Source organism: Pseudomonas lactucae, assembly GCF_016937615.1.
In the GTDB taxonomy this organism is placed as follows: Bacteria; Pseudomonadota; Gammaproteobacteria; order Pseudomonadales; family Pseudomonadaceae; genus Aquipseudomonas; species Aquipseudomonas lactucae.
Map to the genome: position 1 here is coordinate 1 of NZ_JAFHKI010000028.1, position 15,356 is coordinate 15,356.

The 15,356-nt window shown below is 54.9% G+C and carries 18 protein-coding genes and 4 pseudogenes; 16 read left to right on the forward strand and 6 right to left on the reverse strand.

Going from position 1 to position 15,356, the window contains the following annotated elements; all coding sequences use genetic code 11:
* The 3 genes and pseudogenes from JWR98_RS06100 to JWR98_RS06110 all read left to right on the forward strand — a co-directional run.
* Positions 1–137 (forward strand): annotated as a pseudogene (locus JWR98_RS06100) (CopG family transcriptional regulator); the annotation flags it as partial.
* A 538-nt stretch (positions 138–675) separates the two neighbouring features.
* A complete protein-coding gene (locus tag JWR98_RS06105) occupies positions 676–1,485 on the forward strand; it encodes a DUF6602 domain-containing protein (RefSeq protein WP_205489525.1) in 810 nt (269 codons plus the stop codon).
* 58 nt (positions 1,486–1,543) lie between these two features.
* The gene (locus JWR98_RS06110) at positions 1,544–2,344 is read left to right on the forward strand and encodes a DUF6602 domain-containing protein (protein WP_205489526.1); all 801 of its coding nucleotides are present in this window, start codon (positions 1,544–1,546) and stop codon (positions 2,342–2,344) included.
* Between the two features lie 19 nt (positions 2,345–2,363).
* On the opposite strand, the pseudogene JWR98_RS06115 reads toward JWR98_RS06110, so the two are convergent.
* A pseudogene (locus JWR98_RS06115) lies at positions 2,364–2,522 on the reverse strand (DUF4113 domain-containing protein); the annotation flags it as partial.
* A gap of 363 nt (positions 2,523–2,885) precedes the next feature.
* Here JWR98_RS06115 and JWR98_RS29330 point away from each other — a divergent pair.
* Positions 2,886–3,089 carry a hypothetical protein gene (locus tag JWR98_RS29330; RefSeq protein ID WP_225908608.1) on the forward strand — a complete coding sequence of 68 codons (204 nt, stop codon included), beginning with the start codon at positions 2,886–2,888 and terminating at the stop codon, positions 3,087–3,089.
* A 95-nt stretch (positions 3,090–3,184) separates the two neighbouring features.
* Here JWR98_RS29330 and JWR98_RS06120 read toward each other — a convergent pair whose 3' ends face one another.
* Positions 3,185–3,502, reverse strand: coding sequence for a type II toxin-antitoxin system YafQ family toxin (locus JWR98_RS06120; RefSeq protein ID WP_205489527.1), 318 nt, complete (start codon positions 3,500–3,502; stop codon positions 3,185–3,187).
* Positions 3,453–3,758 (reverse strand): type II toxin-antitoxin system RelB/DinJ family antitoxin, encoded by a 306-nt coding sequence (locus JWR98_RS06125; RefSeq protein WP_205489528.1) that lies wholly within the window; start codon positions 3,756–3,758, stop codon positions 3,453–3,455. Before JWR98_RS06125 ends, JWR98_RS06120 begins: the two co-directional genes overlap by 50 nt.
* Positions 3,759–4,981: 1,223 nt before the next feature.
* On the opposite strand from JWR98_RS06125, the gene JWR98_RS06130 reads away from it, so the two are divergent.
* Together JWR98_RS06130 and JWR98_RS06135 are read left to right on the forward strand one after the other, a co-directional pair.
* Positions 4,982–5,185, forward strand: coding sequence for a hypothetical protein (locus JWR98_RS06130; protein ID WP_205489529.1), 204 nt, complete (start codon positions 4,982–4,984; stop codon positions 5,183–5,185).
* A complete protein-coding gene (locus JWR98_RS06135) occupies positions 5,178–6,014 on the forward strand; it encodes an LPO_1073/Vpar_1526 family protein (RefSeq protein ID WP_205489530.1) in 837 nt (278 codons plus the stop codon). Before JWR98_RS06130 ends, JWR98_RS06135 begins: the two co-directional genes overlap by 8 nt.
* A 49-nt stretch (positions 6,015–6,063) precedes the next feature.
* Here the strand turns inward: JWR98_RS06135 and JWR98_RS06140 are convergent, their stop codons facing one another.
* The 3 genes from JWR98_RS06140 to JWR98_RS06150 form a co-directional block, all read right to left on the reverse strand.
* Positions 6,064–6,858: a DNA adenine methylase gene (locus tag JWR98_RS06140; RefSeq protein ID WP_205489531.1), complete on the reverse strand. Its 795-nt coding sequence runs from the start codon at positions 6,856–6,858 to the stop codon at positions 6,064–6,066.
* Between the two features lie 158 nt (positions 6,859–7,016).
* Complete coding sequence (locus JWR98_RS06145) at positions 7,017–8,066, reverse strand: phage portal protein (RefSeq protein ID WP_205489532.1); 1,050 nt, start codon at positions 8,064–8,066, stop codon at positions 7,017–7,019.
* Positions 8,066–9,823 carry a terminase ATPase subunit family protein gene (locus JWR98_RS06150; RefSeq protein ID WP_205489533.1) on the reverse strand — a complete coding sequence of 586 codons (1,758 nt, stop codon included), beginning with the start codon at positions 9,821–9,823 and terminating at the stop codon, positions 8,066–8,068. The genes JWR98_RS06145 and JWR98_RS06150 overlap by 1 nt, the downstream gene beginning before the upstream one ends.
* A gap of 155 nt (positions 9,824–9,978) precedes the next feature.
* Here JWR98_RS06150 and JWR98_RS06155 point away from each other — a divergent pair, with 155 nt between their 5' ends.
* The 10 genes and pseudogenes from JWR98_RS06155 to lysC form a co-directional block, all read left to right on the forward strand.
* Positions 9,979–10,809 carry a GPO family capsid scaffolding protein gene (locus JWR98_RS06155; protein WP_205489534.1) on the forward strand — a complete coding sequence of 277 codons (831 nt, stop codon included), beginning with the start codon at positions 9,979–9,981 and terminating at the stop codon, positions 10,807–10,809.
* A 40-nt stretch (positions 10,810–10,849) separates the two neighbouring features.
* Positions 10,850–11,872 (forward strand): phage major capsid protein, P2 family, encoded by a 1,023-nt coding sequence (locus tag JWR98_RS06160; RefSeq protein WP_205489535.1) that lies wholly within the window; start codon positions 10,850–10,852, stop codon positions 11,870–11,872.
* 4 nt (positions 11,873–11,876) lie between these two features.
* Complete coding sequence (locus JWR98_RS06165) at positions 11,877–12,578, forward strand: phage terminase small subunit (RefSeq protein WP_205489536.1); 702 nt, start codon at positions 11,877–11,879, stop codon at positions 12,576–12,578.
* A 116-nt stretch (positions 12,579–12,694) separates the two neighbouring features.
* Complete coding sequence (locus JWR98_RS06170; protein ID WP_205489537.1) at positions 12,695–13,156, forward strand: head completion/stabilization protein; 462 nt, start codon at positions 12,695–12,697, stop codon at positions 13,154–13,156.
* A complete protein-coding gene (locus tag JWR98_RS06175; RefSeq protein WP_205489538.1) occupies positions 13,156–13,368 on the forward strand; it encodes a tail protein X in 213 nt (70 codons plus the stop codon). Before JWR98_RS06170 ends, JWR98_RS06175 begins: the two co-directional genes overlap by 1 nt.
* Before the next feature lie 45 nt (positions 13,369–13,413).
* Positions 13,414–13,737: a phage holin, lambda family gene (locus JWR98_RS06180; protein ID WP_205489539.1), complete on the forward strand. Its 324-nt coding sequence runs from the start codon at positions 13,414–13,416 to the stop codon at positions 13,735–13,737.
* Positions 13,734–14,575: pseudogene (locus JWR98_RS06185) on the forward strand (N-acetylmuramidase domain-containing protein). Before JWR98_RS06180 ends, JWR98_RS06185 begins: the two are co-directional and overlap by 4 nt.
* Positions 14,572–14,775, forward strand: a complete 204-nt coding sequence (locus JWR98_RS06190; protein ID WP_205489540.1) for a hypothetical protein — start codon at positions 14,572–14,574, stop codon at positions 14,773–14,775. The pseudogene JWR98_RS06185 and the gene JWR98_RS06190 overlap by 4 nt, the downstream one beginning before the upstream one ends.
* Positions 14,772–15,215, forward strand: a complete 444-nt coding sequence (lysB, locus tag JWR98_RS06195) for an Rz-like lysis system protein LysB (RefSeq protein ID WP_205489541.1) — start codon at positions 14,772–14,774, stop codon at positions 15,213–15,215. The genes JWR98_RS06190 and lysB overlap by 4 nt, the downstream gene beginning before the upstream one ends.
* A pseudogene (lysC, locus tag JWR98_RS29335) lies at positions 15,130–15,315 on the forward strand (Rz1-like lysis system protein LysC); the annotation flags it as partial. The gene lysB and the pseudogene lysC, both read left to right, overlap by 86 nt.
* Between the last annotated feature and the right edge of the window lie 41 nt (positions 15,316–15,356).

The window sequence follows — 15,356 nt, forward strand, 5'->3', positions numbered from 1 at the left end:
AAAAAACACTGAACGCTCAGATCGAGTTGGCAGTAGAAGAAGCCGACCAAGGCAAATTCGCGACTGATGACCAAATAGCAGCCATGCGCGCCCGGCGCTGGAGCCGGAATGCACCCCCGCTCGAAGTGGTTGAATGACGCAGAGCACACCTCCGGCACCCAAGACCCATCCCTGATAAACTACGCCCCATTCGCCTCGCTGACTCAGATCCCCCAATGCCCCTACAAACCGCCCCACTCTCCCGCCGCTTCTCCGTGCGCCCATGATGGATTGGACGTAGAGCTTCTCCAACCCCCTGTTTTGTATGGCCGAGAAGCTCTTACGCATGGTTCATGTAGCAATTTCTAAGCGATCATCTCTCTACCGCCTTGCTGTTGAAACGCTCGGAATCACGGTTGCTTCAGATAAGATGGGCAATATAAATATAATGACGGGCAGTTGATCGGCACATAGCACACCCTGGAATTTTTCGGGCCGCCACGAACCTGCCCACTATCAACTGTGATGGAGAACAGGCTGAATTTTCAGCGATGCTCCCTAATACTACCGTACGCAAAAACGCATCCTCTTTCATCAACGATGGGCGACCTCATCACCTCGCGAGTTTTTTTCTTTCCTTCAGACCATTTGTGATGACATTCTGCCTGTACCGGAAAACCACTCGAAGGACAGAGAATGCTATTCAGTCACATGACCGCAGTCGAAGAAAGGATCCTAGCCAGCTCCAAAATAAGTGCTAATAGTGGTCATAGTTTGCACAAAGGCACCCCACGCGAGGCTTTTATTAAAGAATTTCTTGAAGCCCATCTTCCCTCAACAGTCGCAATCGGAACCGGGGAAATCATTGACTCTTCCTCCACCCCAAATGGATCTAGAAACCAATTTGATATAGTCATTTATCGGAAAAGCTTCCCTAAGTTAGATCTCGGCGGAGGAATCAGTGCATTCCTTGTTGAATCCGTTATAGCTACGATAGAAGTAAAATCCACACTTGATGAGCAAGGGCTTGAGCAAGCGATAAAAGCAGCACGCAACGCAAAAAAACTACAACCTCATGTATTTAAATTTATCCAGATAGGCTACAAACTTCCCGCAATAGTAAATTTTGTCGTTGCATATGCTGGACCAGCAAGAGTCGAAACCGCATACAACTGGATAAACAACATACATGAGTCACTAAAGATAACCTCTCCGCAAGTTAACTTCCCAGAACGCTATGACACTCCCTCTCCGTCTATTGACGGAGTATTTATCCTTAAAAAAGGTTTTTTACACTTCGACAACATACCCGACTCAATGACTCCTTCAGACCTCAGGGCCTCCAACCCGTATTCAAACTGGGTATTAGCTGAGTCAGAGAGCGGCACCCTCCTATATTTATTTTTCCTATTAAGCAACCTATGTATACATAGTGCTAGCTTCGCAATAAATGCAGAGAAATACCTATCAAAAATCCCTCAAAATGGATTCAAACTATTGCGCTAATGCAGAAATTATAAACTCTCCACCATTTGGAAATAATTGTATTTAAACGGAGCAATCGATGAAGACCACAAAGCATTTTGACTATATTACTAATCGAATCACCGCAGCCAAACGCAACGCAGATAGCTTAGCATCAGGTATAGGACACCATGGTATAGCGGGAGAAATACGTGAGATAGCGGTCAAAGAATGTATTGAGCCGTTCTTAACACAAAGCTATCAATGTGGAACCGGAAAAGTTATTGACTCTTTCCAAAAACTTTCCGACCAACTTGACTTGATAGTTTATCATAAAAAAGTTGCACCTCCGATACTGGTTGGCAGAGACCTTGGACTGTACCCTATCGAATGCGTACGATATGTCTTTGAAATAAAAACAACTCTTAACGCCAACGAGATAAGAGATAGCAACAAAAAATTCAGATCCATCTCAATGCTTACATCTTTCCCAAAGCAAGAAGAGAATGGCTCAATAACAAGCGGCCCTCGTCCGACCACGGTTCTTTTAGCTTTCAATTCAGATATAGCCGGCTCCGAAATCGAACGCTATCAAAAACACACAGTTGATGATTATCCTCCATGCACTGTGCTTTGTGTACTTGGAAAGGGATATTGGTTCTTTCATGGCCCATCTAAGAGTTGGTGTGGACTCGAAACGACTCGCGGGTACCCGCCTTTTTTCGAATTCAGCATGTTCATAACGGGCTTAATGAATACCTTATCTTCAGAAGAAACTTCGATTAGGCCATTCAGCCCAGGAGTATACATAAATATCGATGACATCTTACTCCAACCACTATCTAGCCCGTTTGAAAGCACTGATACTGTAGAAGATAACTGTACAGATACTAAAGATTAATCCCCCACAGCGTACATCACTAACTGCATTGTCCCACCCAAAGCTGATCAAGTTTGGTTGTATAACTCTGACTCATCATCTTTCGACGCATCTCCCAGTCAGGATCCACAGGCACGCTGGCCGAGCGCACCGTACCCCTGCCCCATCGTCCATTGATCTTGTCCAGCACCTTCATCACCCACGAAAAAGGGGACAGATTTATTTAAAACTGGGTCTCGTGTCAGACGATCAATACCCGGCCTCTCAAACCCATTCCTGATAAACTGCTCACCCTTCGCATTCTCCATCCCAGATCCCAATGCCTTCAGTCATAGCTCCACCGCAACCTTTCTCCCGCCGCTTCTCCGTCGCGCCCATGATGGATTGGAACTGCTAACTCTGCAGGCCACGTACTCCTTACCCTACAGAGCCGAACCGAAAGCTGCGTACCACTTTCGTACCACTTGATTATCATGCTCAGTAGCTTTTCATCCTCCCGCCCTTTATCCCGAGCCGAGAACGTCCACTGCATGCTTCAAAATTTGGAAGCAGGTCGATAGCGATGGCGAGCGAGTATTCTCTTACGGACGTGCTGGAAAGGATTTATCAGAACCAGGCCGCGGTCATGGAGCTAACGTTACGGGCAGAGCAGCGAGGCGTATCAGACGTAGGAGAGAATGTCCGGGGTGCGCTTGACGCGCTTGGGGAAAATACAGGTCATGTAAAACAAGGCCTAACTCAACTAAGCGGCCTGAATTTTCTTTGACTGAATATGCGCAAAAAAACCCACCAGAGTGGGTTTCTTAGGCTACTCGTCATGAGTTCAAGCAAGAATTGACCTTAGGAAGTTTATTTTTGCTTTCAACCGAACAACTCTGAATGGCTCCCAAGGTCTACAAAGGTCACAAGGTCACCAGATAGCTGGTACACCAATAGAAAATCCCCACCTAAGTGGCATTCTCTGGCGCCATCCCAATTTCCCGTAAATTCATGATCTTTATATTCTGCGGGCAAGGTTTTGCCTTGGAATATCATGGCCATAACATCTGACGCCAAGGCCATGTCACGCATGCCAGCTCGCTGATATCGTTCCCAAGCTTTATTAAAAGTGCTCGTGTACGCGCAGCGCTTAGGCCGCGGCGAACGCTTTGCGTTTGGCTTTTTCGGAGGTTTCGCCATTCAGGTCACTCAACATCTCATCCATAGAGTCGTACTGGCGGCGGATTTCGCGAGCCTCTTCAAGAGCTTTGGCAGTCCTGGCCGAAGGCACACGAACTTCAAAGGGAAGCCCTTCAACCTCGACGACCTGACGAAAAAACAAGCGCATCGCGTCACTTACGCTAAGACCACAAGCATTCAGGACAGCTGTAGCCCGCTCTTTCAAATCCACGTCGATCCGGCACCGTACATCGGTATTTTTTAACACTGTCGCCATGATATCACCCTCCACAGGTTTGTAGCTACAACGTAGCCACAATAGGCATGATTGACATCTATGTCAACTATCCCAATTAACAAGCCAGCCGTTCAGGCACCTCGGCGGCTTCGTCCAGGACCTCGAGCGCCAGCTGACCCAGCCGTAGAGCACATTGCCTCGGTGATGGATTGGCACGATTAATCCTGTAAGCCTCTAAACCTGTGGCCTCCAGCGTCATCAAGAAGCGTGCGTACCATTTTCGTTCCAACCATTTTCTTTTTCTCCCCAGGCGGGACAAGTGAAGTTGCTCTCGTATCGTCGGAACACACACCTGTCGCCCCAATCCTAAGCACTCCCTACAAGCCTTTCTGTCGAGGGCAAAACGACCTGCGCACGAGTGTCTCTTCGTCACCTGCATGAGTGAATGGCGAGGCGATTGGCTGCACCGCCTGATAGGTGATGCGCTTTTTTTCGGGAAAGGCATCGGAAAAAGGTAATTTTGGTAAGCCGATCCGTTGATCAGGCTGAGAGCCTTGATTTCACTGGCCTGCAAGGAATCGGTACAAGGTAATTTTTGAGTAATGTAGAGGTAAGGTAATTACTTTTTAAGGAAGTAATTTTTATTTTTACACATCCCTTATAAATCAATCAGTTACAGATACATTACCTTTTTCATTACTCAAAATTACCTTTCGAAGTAAGCCAGCAAAGCCAATGAATACGGGGCTTTCACTTATGTTCAGATATTCGAGTTACCACATTACTTTTTTCCGATGGCGTTCCTGAAAAACACGCATCGAGTAGTTCGTATATCTGCCCCCCGCTCTGCCAGGTTCGCCACATCAGACGACCTCCCCTTCGCAGGAATCCGCAGGCTTTTTAACCTTCGAAGCCTCTACTACAAAGCCCGACTGTGGGGGCGCTTGGCCAGGTGCAGGACTGCGGAAAAAAAGACCCATTTAGCCCGCAGGCGAGGTGGGGGGACGACGGCGCGCGCTGAGTTGAGGTACGTCCTAACCACAAGCGCGCCAATTCCCGAGCTCGCACCATCAGTTCCTCAACGGCCGCAAATGAACCCTATTTTCGAAAAACAAAACCCACACCTACTCAGACTCACTGGAGCACATAAATCTGTATTGCTTGCTCTACTTTAGATGCCGAATCGTTTATGGTATTTTCCCGAAAACCAAAAAAAGCATTGTGTAGAATGCGCCAAAGCCTCACTCAACAAGGAGCAGGAAATGGACTGGATAACATATATAAAAGAAAACTCAACATGGATATTTTCTGGCATTGGTGTTTTGGCAATATCAGGGATAGTTGCCGTTATTAGATATCGTTCTAACAAAGCTTCCAATCATCAAACTCAGACCGTCTCAGGGAGAGGCAGGGGCTATCAAGCTGGCGGTGACATCAACTATAATGAGAAAAAAGAAAATGATTAACCGCCAAGACCAGAACGCTAAGGATGGATCCATTGCAGTTCAAGCCAACGGAAATGTAAACATAACCAAAAACGGTCTAGACATGGCCGAGGTCAAAGAGCTAACGCAAATATTTCTTGACAGGCACCTCCCTGCTCTCAGAGCAGAGGCTGAGGCTGCTGCGAGAAAATATGCAGGTGAGTTTTTAGACGAGTTTGTGAAAAAGCTTTCAGAGGCTAATACCGTTAAACCTGAAGCTTTTGCGAAACCTGACAGTCAAGCGTGTTTCAGTTCAGCGTTACTTAGTAGCGCTGAGAAAGGCGATCAGATTGACCTGGCTATGTTAGCATCTATGGTAGTCGCTAGACTTGAGCAAGACTCTGACCCCTTATTGAAGCTCGTGTATGAGGAGGCTATAGCTGCGTTGCCTCGGATCACAAAAGAACAGATAGCTTTTCTTACCTTTATTTTATTCACCAAACACATCACTCCAAAAACCCCTTCAGTGCATAGCCTGGAGTTTAACGCACAGAAAGTCCTACCTCTGATTGAGCCTGGCTTCCTTATTTCCACAGCTAACAGAGAGTACCTCTGCAGCAAAGGACTATTGAATATAAACCTGGTTGCAGATGCAGACTTAATGCTTTCAAACTATAAAAACGGTGTACCTGACTTCCCACAGACAGACGAAGAACTAAGAGAAAAATATCCAGCACTTAACAAAATAATCGAAGCTTATGGCGTAGATTCCGTACCCACGTGTTTCTTAACTGCATCTGGAAAGCTTATTGCTCTATCAGCCCTTGAAGTCGCTTTCGGAAAGCTCGACATGTCTATCTGGATCAACTAGCCGAGCTAACTATTAAACGGATGATCAGCATGACTAATCATCCGTTTGTTCAGAACAGCCCGCCGAAGGCATTTGGTTCCCAGTTCATGATCACCAGCTCACCGCTGACGTCGGCCTTCGCCTGGCGTTGATTGGCTGTGCTGTATCGAATATCCACCGTTTCGAAGTGAAAGCCTTCGAACACTCGCCGGATATCAGGGTGATCGTTGATGCTCACCATCACCTTGCCTTTGCAGTGCCGCATGAAGTCGGCCATCCTTTCATAGTTTTCGAAGGGAAAATCCACGCCATAACCTGCGGTCTGCCAGTAAGGCGGATCCATGTAATGGAAGGTATGCGGACGGTCGTACCGCTCCGCGCATTCCAGCCAGGCCAGGTTCTCAACATAGGTCCCGGAAAGGCGCTGCCAAGCAGCGGATAGGTTCTCTTCGATCCGTAACAGGTTGATCGCCGGCCCCGTTGTGGCTGTACCGAATGTCTGCCCGCTAACCTTCCCCGCAAACGCGTGGTGTTGCAGGTAGAAAAACCGCGCAGCTCGCTGGATGTCGGTAAGCGTTTCCGGTCTGGTCATTTTCTGCCATTCGAACACCTGCCGAGAGCTGAGCGCCCATTTGAATTGGCGCACGAACTCTTCCAGGTGGTTCTGCACCACTCGGTACAACGTCACCAGGTCGCCGTTGATATCGTTGAGGACTTCAACGGGCGCGGCCTGGGGACGCATGAAGTAGAGCGCGGCACCGCCGGCAAAGACCTCGACGTAACACTCGTGAGGTGGAAACAGCGGAATAAGGCGATCTGCCAGGCGGCGCTTGCCGCCCATCCACGGGATAATTGGTGTGCTCATTAAGTGATCCTTGTTTCGACAATTGGATTCGCTTAGGCTTCGCACCCCCTGCGCAGTGGGGCGAGGCCTTGGTTGGAGCACTCGGCTGGTTCGAGTGTTTCAGCGTCGAACCGGTGTTGACGCACCGGTTCGTCGCCTCGTTTGCTGCGCAGGGGGTTTTAGGCCCCCACGGGAATTTCATAGGGATTGAAACGCACGACCTCCTCCCCGAGCCATTCATTCACTTGCGCCATCCGCGCCTGAATCGGCTCCAGTTCATTGGCCGCATAGATCTGCGCTGCCTCCCTGATCGATCCAAACCCACCCGCGTTTTGCGGCACGATGCCCATCAGCTGTGGCGGAATGCGCAAGCTGGCCAGCACGTCGTCGCGAGTCTGATTTTTGATCGAGTTGAATTCGTCCTTGGCCGTCACTTCGCTGACCGGGATGATCTGCAACCCATCCTTTTTGCCGTTCGGCGAGTACACGAACAGGTTGCGGAAGTTACCCGGTCCCTTGGAATCCTTGAGCGCTTTGCGCAGTGAATCGACGTCCGCTTCGTTCTGCGCGGCATCGGTCATGTAGAGGATGAAGCCCGCGTGACTGCCGTTCTCGTAATACTTGCGCCGAAAGAGCGTGGCCGACTCGTTCAGCAATGCCGACTGCAAGGCGCTGATCCACTCAGGCAGGCCGTACACTTCCTGGTGCAGATCCGCCTCTCGCAGGTGAAAGACGGTGCCCAGTTCAAATTCGTGCTCTTCCTTCCAGCCCTGAACCATAAACTGTCGCCCATCCTTGCCAGAGCGCATGTACTTCGCCAGCGGCGGTACCAGCTCGCGCACCGGGCCGAGCATCGAGCGCCGCCCTTCCAGATAGCCGTTACCCAGGCACAGGAAGTCCAGGGCGAACTGTTCGAACGTTGCCCGCGATAGCAGCCGGTGTGGAATGAAGGTTTTGCTCAGCAAATTGCGCTTGAACATCAGCCCCGAGTGAAGGTGCACGCTGGAGCCCACAGACCGTGCCAGACCGTCCAGCGACAGCGGGGGCTCATACCAGCGCCCGTTAAACCAGCACTCCAGATAATCAAACACCTCCCGGCCACTCAACACTGGCGCCGGATCGCCGAAGCTGAACGCCTCCATCTTGCTGTCACTGCGCGGAATGAATTCCTGCGTTGCAACCGTGGAAGCCTGGGCCACTTGCTTGGTATTTCTGCGGCGGTTCGACATCAAAAAATCTCCATCCGCCCGGTGTTGGCAGTGGTCTGCCCCTCCAGCGGTTCGTTGTGCAATGCGTGAAAGAGCGCCCATGCCAGATCGGCGTGACCGGTGTTGTCGTTGCGGCCGGCGGTATAGGTGAATTGACGGCCGCCTGCGGTGATGGTCTTGCGGATCGCCATCAGCGACTGCGCCATGTCGGTCCAACCCGCGTCGAACTCCAGCCGGCCCTTGTGAATCACGTCGTACGCCTTCAGTACCAGGCGCGTCTTGACCTCGGGCGAGTAGCTGAAGGTGGTGACGTTGGGGAAGAATTGGCGCACCAGCTGCGCCACGCCGCTGCCCAGCCCGGTGACGTCGATGCCGATGTACGTCACCCAGTAGCGGTCGCAGACGGCCTTGATCACGCTGGCCTGTGCCGCGAAGTCCATGCCCCGGAATTGGTGACGCTCCAATACCCGAAACTTGCCCCCAGGCACCAGCGGTGGCGCAACCACCACCAGGCCCGAACAATCGCCGGTTTCCGCCGGGTCATAGCCCACCCACACCTGGCGGTCACCGAACGGCCGCATAGCAAAGGGTTTGTAGTCCTCGGCCCACTCGACCCAGCTGTCGACCATGCAAGGTTGCAGTACCGTCAGCGGGAAAATGCTCGCGCCGTCGTCGACGAACTCGCACATCAGCAGATTGGCGAACGCTTCCGGGCTGTACTCACGCCGCAGTTCTTCAATATCGAACAGGTCGCAACCGCCCTGCTCCGCGTCGAGGATGGTGACGATCTGTCGCCACAACCGGTCCTCGCAGAACCTACCCTGCTGGAGCGCCCCGTGGGACACGTCGACTTTGGTGTGTTGCGCCGCCGGCTTGCCCTTGTTGAACCGCTCGCCCGTCCAGAAGGTGTAGGCCTCATGGGCCATGGTAGACGGCGTCGAGAAGTAAGTTTTGCGCCACTTCTTGTGCATCGCCATACCCGACGCAACCTTGTTCAGCTCCTCAAACTTAAAGGTCCAGAAGAATTCGTCGAAGTAGAAATTGCCGTGGTAGCCCTGGGCCGTGCGCGCGTTGGTACCGAGAAAAAACAGTTCGGCACCGTTAGGCAGCACAATGGGATCACCGGTCAGCTCGACGCCGATGACTTCGCGGGCAAACGCCTGGATGTACCCACGGAACAGGTAGGCCTGATTCTTCGACGCCGACAAGAAAATCTGATTGCGCCCAGTTTCCAGCGCATCAATAAACGCCTCTCGGGCGAAATAGTAAGTGGCGCCGATCTGCCGGCTTTTGAGGATGACGCGGGTGCGCTGATTGCCTGCCCGGTGCCAGTCTTTCTGGTAGTCGAAACACCCATCGATAAACGCTTCGCGCAGCAGCTCGATCTGGTCTTCGCTGATGTCGTTTTTCGGCGTTTTCTTCTTCGGGCCTTCGTTGCGCTTGGCGAGGTTGGGGTTGAGTTCGGTTTCGGTACCGCCGCTCTGGAAACGCTGAATACGCGCCTGCCGTTCCAGCTGGCGATGCAGCAGGTCAATTTCCTTAAAGTCGCCGCCGCTCTTGCCTTCCTTGAGGATCAGCTGCACCAACCGTGCTTCCAGTGCGCCGCCAATTCGTTCGACGTTGTCGGCCCGGTCCCACTCGTCGCGGGCCTTCCAGCTGTGTAGCGTTTTTTCCTTTTCGCCCGTAGCCTCGGCAATCTCACAGATGCGCCAACCCATCCAATAGAGGAACTTGGATTGGCGTCGGGGATCGATTGGGAACAGTTCGGTCGTAGTCATGGCCGCGATGCTGCCGCTCTGGCCTGCGAGTCAGTAGCTCCGTCCCTTGTTGCTCTGCCCTCTACAATCCCGTCCCGTTGCCGCAACTCGCGCGCGTCACGACCATGCCCCTCATTGCAACGCATTTAGCGCCCAAAGCATTGAGGATTCCCGGCATGAAGAAATTTCGCAGTAATTGGTTCCGCGTCGCCGTCGAGGGCGCTACCTCTGACAAGCGCACCATCAAACGCAGCTGGCTGGAACAGGCCGCGAAAAACTTCAACCCGTCCACCTATGGCGCCCGCATCTGGCTGGAGCACTTCCGCAGCTTGCTGCCAGACAGCCCTTTCAAGGCCTACGGTGACGTGCTCGCGGTCAAGACCGAAGAAGTGGAAATCAATGGCCAGAAGAAGCTGGCCCTGTTCGCTCAGGTCGAACCGACGCCCGACCTGATTGCCATGAACAAGGCCAAGCAGAAGATTTACACCTCGATCGAAATCGACGACAGCTTCTCGGACACCGGCGAGGCCTACATCGTCGGCCTGGCGGTGACCGACTCCCCTGCCAGCCTGGGTACCGACGTACTGTCTTTCTCCGCGCAAAAGCCAGAATCCAGTCCATTCAAAGACCGCCATTACTCGGCGACGTCGATGTTCACCGAGGCAGTGGAAACCGAGCTGCTGTTTGAAGAAGTCGAAGACAAGCCTGGCCTCGGCGCCCAACTTTTCAGCAAGGTTCAGGCGCTGCTGGGCGGTAAACAGGCGAAGGACGATGCAGAGTTCGCCCAGATCGGCCTGGCCGTCGAAGCAATTGCCGACCACGTCAAAGACCTGCCGGATCAACTCGCCGCCGAGAAGAAATTTTCCGCCGAACTGAACACCAAGGTCGAGCAGCTCAGCAAAGACCTGGCCGAGCTGAAAACTACCCTCGGCAACACACAAGACCACTCTCAAACCCAGCGCCCACCGGTAACCGGCGGCGGCAAACAAGCCCTGGCTGAATTCTGACCTGCGGCCTCAACCGCCCAGCCCACTATCGGAGACACCCATGCGTAACGACACTCGAAAACTCTTCACTGGCTACCTCGCCCAGGTCGCACAGATCAACGGCGTGGAATCGGCCACCGCCACGTTCAGCGTGGACCCGACTATCCAGCAGCGCCTGGAAACCAAGATTCAGGAATCGAGCGAGTTCCTGACCAGGATCAACGTTATCGGCGTCGATGAACAGGAAGGCGAAAAAGTCGGCTTGGGCGTGGGCGGCACGGTTGCCAGCCGCACCAACACCAACGTAAAAAAACGTGAGCCCCGCAGCATTGGCACCCTGTCGAGCGATAAGTACAAGGCCGAGCAAACCGACTTTGACACCTTCGTCAGTTACAAACAGCTCGACGCCTGGGCGAAGTTCCCGGACTTCCAAACCCGGCTGTCCGGCGCGATCGCCCATCGCCAGGCGCTCGACCGTATCCAGATCGGTTTCTACGGCATCTCGGCAGCTGAGCAGACCGATCGCACAGCCAACCCATTGCTCGAAGACGTGAACATCGGCTGGCTCCAGCAGTATCGTATTCATGCGCCTGATCGAGTGCTTAAGGAAGGCGCTGTCCCCGGCAAGATCACCATCGGCAAGACTGGCGATTTCAAAAACATTGACGCCCTGGTCTATGACGCTATCCAGTTGCTGGACCCTTGGTACCGCCGCAACCCCGGCCTAGTCGTATTGACCGGTCGCGAGTTGGTGCACGACAAATTCCTGGCCCTGGTTAACAAGGACCAGGATGCGATGAACACACTGGCAAGCGACCTGATTATCTCGCAGCGTCGGGTGGGTGGCCTGCCGCTGTACGAGGTGCCGTATATAGCGGAAGGCACAATCCTCATCACCACCTTCGCCAACCTGTCGGTGTACTGGCAGATCGGTGGACGCCGTCGCTACCTCAAGGAAGAACCGGAGTGGAACCGCGTCAGCAACTTCGAATCGTCGAATGAGGCTTATGTGGTTGAAGAGTACGGCTTGGGTTGCCTAGTGGAAAACATCAGCCCAGCCGAAGAAGCCGAGAGCGAGGACTAGCGCCATGGTTCTCAGCATCGCCCAAGCCCACCAACGCCGCGCACGCGCGGCCATGGAGTCGGCAAAAACAGCGCCACAGCAATCCATGGCCGGTGCCACCGCTTATGAGCATCAGTTGAATCAGCTGTTGCAAGACCGTCTGCGTCTGAAAGCCATCCAGTCCAACGAAGGTAAAGCCGCGCTCAAACGGCAGCTGTTGCCGGAGTACATCCCGTATGTCGAAGGCGTGCTTGCCGCCAGCAACGGCGCGCAGGATGACGTCATGACAACGGTAATGGTTTGGCGTATCGACGTTGAGGACTATACCGGCGCCTTGGATGTCGCCGACTACGTGCTCAAGCACAAGCTGATCATGCCTGATCGTTTCGAGCGAACCACCGGCTGCTTGGTGGCGGAAGAAATCGCCACCGCCGCACTGAAAGCGCAGAAGGCCAATGGCAGCTTCGACCTGAACATCTTGCACCGCACGGTAGAACTGACCGAAACCGAAGACATGCCCGACCAAGCCCGCGCCAAGCTGTTCCTGGCAACTGGCCGCGCCACCTTGCACGGCGTCACCGCAGAAGAACCGGGCCAACCTGGGCAGATTCAAGCCGGCATCGACCTGCTCAAGCGCGCCATCGAGCTGCACGACGCCTGCGGTGGCAAGAAGGATTTGGACACCGCCGAGCGCCTCCTGAAAAAACACGCTGCACCTTCTACCTAGAAGCATGCAGCTAACCGAGCGTCCCCACGCACCCCGCCGGCTCGGGGCGGAACGGCCAGGCCGCTCCTCCTGAACGTGAAGCCCCGACCACCGGCGATCTATTTTCGAGTGCAGTCATGAGTGCATTTGTAGCCAACGGCACCGTCACCAGCGGCCATATCAACACCGACTCCTTCTGGCCGTCGATTGACCTGGATGGCTTGCGCGCCAGCCTTCGCATCGACGCCAGCGTCACCCCGGCTCGCCTGGAAACCGCCGTGATCGCCGCCGCGATCAATCTCAACAACGAACTGAGAAAATGGCGTGCGACCCAACTGGCCGCTGGCTACGAAAGCCTGGCCGATGTGCCAGGTGATCGCATCAAGGACGTGTCGGTACAGGCTCACCTCTACCGCCGTGCGATCGAAGCCGCTACCGGCGCCGAAGTTTGCGAGCGGTACCGCGACTACAGCGCCACCAACAAGGGCAACGAAAAAGCTGAAGAAACCGCCCCGACCATCGACGACTACCGGCGCGACCTGCGCTGGGCCGTCCGTGACTTCCTGGGCCTCAGCCGCACCACCGTGGAGCTGATCTGATGCCCGTCGCCGTCCGCGCCAACCAAAACGAAACCGTCGATGCCCTTTGCTGGCGGTTCTACGGCCGCACTGCAGGCGTCACCGAGGCCGTGCTTGAGGCCAACCCCGGCCTGGCCGATCACGGCCCCATTTTGCCGCAAGGCCTTGTCGTCCACATGCCCGAAGCTCAAACCAGCGCGCCTCAGCGGCAGATGGTGCAGCTATGGGACTGACACCGCAGCACCAAGCCCTTAAACCCTCCCACCCTGGACAACGGAATGAAGCGCATGCCTGAACGTCCCGACACCTGGGCCTGGCTCGCCGCCTGGCTCGAACAGCACTGGCCGACTCTATACGCCGGAGTCCTCGCCCTGATCATCGCTGCCCTGCGCATCATGTACGGCGGCGGCACCCTGCGCCGCATGCTGATCGAGGCCCCACTGTGCGGCATGCTCGCTTTGGCCGCAAGCCATGGCCTGGCGCTGCTCGGCATCCCGATATCCACAGCACCTTTCTTCGGCGGGATTATCGGACTGCTTGGCGTCGAAGGCACACGCGCGGCGGCCAAGAGGTTTTTCAATCGAAAGGTAGAACAGCTATGAATACCCTTCGCCACGGCGACCGCTCCCAAGCGGTGCTTATGCTGCAAAAAAACCTCAACAAAGCCGGTGCCAAACTGGTGGCGGACGGTGACTACGGCGACATCACCGAAGCCGCCGTCCGCGCTTATCAGGTGAACGTCGGCCTGGTTGCCGATGGCATCGCCGGCATCAAAACCCAAACGAGCCTGGCGGGTGGCGACTGCGCTCAGTTGTTGCGCAACAGCGATCTGAAAGCCGCTGCCGAACGCCTCGACGTGCCGCTGGCGAGCCTCTACGCGGTCAATGAAGTGGAATCAAAGGGCAACGGCTTCCTCGACAATGGCAAGCCAGTGATTCTGCTCGAACGTCACATCATGTACCGCCAGCTCGCTACGCCAAACAACGCAAGCGATGACCCGGCCGAACTCAGGCGCCACGCCGACCAGCTCGCCGCCGCCAACCCCGCCCTGGTCAACCCCAAGCCAGGCGGATACGTCGCGGTACCGCCGAACACCAGCGCCTGGCAATGGCCCGACTGATCGACGACACCGCCGCCTTGGAGTCAGCCTCCTGGGGCGCCTTCCAGATCATGGGCTTTCACTGGAAACGCCTCGGCTACGCAAGCGTGCAAGCCTTTACAACGGCGATGGCTGCCGACGAATCACAGCAGTTCGACGCCTTCACCCGCTTCATCGAAACCGACCCGGTACTGCACAAGGCCCTGAAAGCCCGCAAATGGGCCGAGTTCGCCAAGCTCTACAACGGGCCGGATTACCAGCGAAACCTCTACGACATCAAGCTGCAGCGCGCCTACGAACGGCACGCTGAGTGCGATTGCGGGCAAGGAGTGGCGGCATGATCGACTTCAAAGCGGTGCAGAAATTACGCGTGCAGGACGGTGACCTGCTGGTGGTGCCCGAATCGACCGAACAGGACGACATGCTGCGCTTGGCAGAATGCATCCAGTTGATGAACGGTGCGAGAGCCGTGATCGTGCGCGGCCCCATCACACAGCTCGACACCACCGCCATGAACACACTTGGCTGGTACCGCGCATGAATCCGTTGCGCCAGGCCCTGTACGGCATTGCCCTGCTCGGCGCACTGGCGCTGCTGATCTGGACCCAGGAAACACGCATCGACGTCGCTCAAGGCAAAACCGAACGGGCACAAGACGCAGCAAAGACGGCCCGCGACGATGCCGACCGCAACCAGGCGACCGCCGACACCCTTGCCGCCACCCTGAAACAGGAACGTGATGCACAGAGCGACCTGCGCACCCAACAGGGTTTGCTGCGCCAGGGTTTGGCAAAACGAGAACGCACCATAGAGGAACTGAAACGTGAAAACGCCGAACTACGCGAATGGGCTGTTCAGCCTTTGCCTGACGCTGCTCGCCGGCTGCGCGAGCGCCCCGCCATCACCGGCGCCGCCGCTTATCGTGACTGGCTGTCCGGCCGTGGTGCCGTGCCAGCTGCCGGCAACCCACCCACGAAATAACGGTGACCAGCTCACCGACCAAGACCGCGTCGAAGCCGCCTGGGCTGACTGCGCCGCCCAGGTGGACATGGTTTACCAACACCAGCAGGCCACCCCATGAACAAACCAGAAAGCCTGCGCGCTCACCCGCTCCAATACCAA

What these genes read in the sequence shown, in the direction of transcription:
- JWR98_RS06150 (WP_205489533.1), bottom strand. Translation starts at nt 9,823, where the DNA reads ATGACTACGACCGAACTGTTCCCAATCGATCCCCGACGCCAATCCAAG.
- JWR98_RS06180 (WP_205489539.1), top strand. Translation starts at nt 13,414, where the DNA reads ATGAAGCGCATGCCTGAACGTCCCGACACCTGGGCCTGGCTCGCCGCC.
- JWR98_RS06165 (WP_205489536.1), top strand. Translation starts at nt 11,877, where the DNA reads ATGGTTCTCAGCATCGCCCAAGCCCACCAACGCCGCGCACGCGCGGCC.
- JWR98_RS06155 (WP_205489534.1), top strand. Translation starts at nt 9,979, where the DNA reads ATGAAGAAATTTCGCAGTAATTGGTTCCGCGTCGCCGTCGAGGGCGCT.
- JWR98_RS06145 (WP_205489532.1), bottom strand. Translation starts at nt 8,066, where the DNA reads ATGTCGAACCGCCGCAGAAATACCAAGCAAGTGGCCCAGGCTTCCACG.
- JWR98_RS06105 (WP_205489525.1), top strand. Translation starts at nt 676, where the DNA reads ATGCTATTCAGTCACATGACCGCAGTCGAAGAAAGGATCCTAGCCAGC.
- JWR98_RS06120 (WP_205489527.1), bottom strand. Translation starts at nt 3,502, where the DNA reads ATGGCGAAACCTCCGAAAAAGCCAAACGCAAAGCGTTCGCCGCGGCCT.
- JWR98_RS29330 (WP_225908608.1), top strand. Translation starts at nt 2,886, where the DNA reads ATGGCGAGCGAGTATTCTCTTACGGACGTGCTGGAAAGGATTTATCAG.
- JWR98_RS06125 (WP_205489528.1), bottom strand. Translation starts at nt 3,758, where the DNA reads ATGGCGACAGTGTTAAAAAATACCGATGTACGGTGCCGGATCGACGTG.
- JWR98_RS06140 (WP_205489531.1), bottom strand. Translation starts at nt 6,858, where the DNA reads ATGAGCACACCAATTATCCCGTGGATGGGCGGCAAGCGCCGCCTGGCA.
- JWR98_RS06160 (WP_205489535.1), top strand. Translation starts at nt 10,850, where the DNA reads ATGCGTAACGACACTCGAAAACTCTTCACTGGCTACCTCGCCCAGGTC.
- JWR98_RS06135 (WP_205489530.1), top strand. Translation starts at nt 5,178, where the DNA reads ATGATTAACCGCCAAGACCAGAACGCTAAGGATGGATCCATTGCAGTT.
- lysB (WP_205489541.1), top strand. Translation starts at nt 14,772, where the DNA reads ATGAATCCGTTGCGCCAGGCCCTGTACGGCATTGCCCTGCTCGGCGCA.
- JWR98_RS06170 (WP_205489537.1), top strand. Translation starts at nt 12,695, where the DNA reads ATGAGTGCATTTGTAGCCAACGGCACCGTCACCAGCGGCCATATCAAC.
- JWR98_RS06130 (WP_205489529.1), top strand. Translation starts at nt 4,982, where the DNA reads ATGGACTGGATAACATATATAAAAGAAAACTCAACATGGATATTTTCT.
- JWR98_RS06190 (WP_205489540.1), top strand. Translation starts at nt 14,572, where the DNA reads ATGATCGACTTCAAAGCGGTGCAGAAATTACGCGTGCAGGACGGTGAC.
- JWR98_RS06175 (WP_205489538.1), top strand. Translation starts at nt 13,156, where the DNA reads ATGCCCGTCGCCGTCCGCGCCAACCAAAACGAAACCGTCGATGCCCTT.
- JWR98_RS06110 (WP_205489526.1), top strand. Translation starts at nt 1,544, where the DNA reads ATGAAGACCACAAAGCATTTTGACTATATTACTAATCGAATCACCGCA.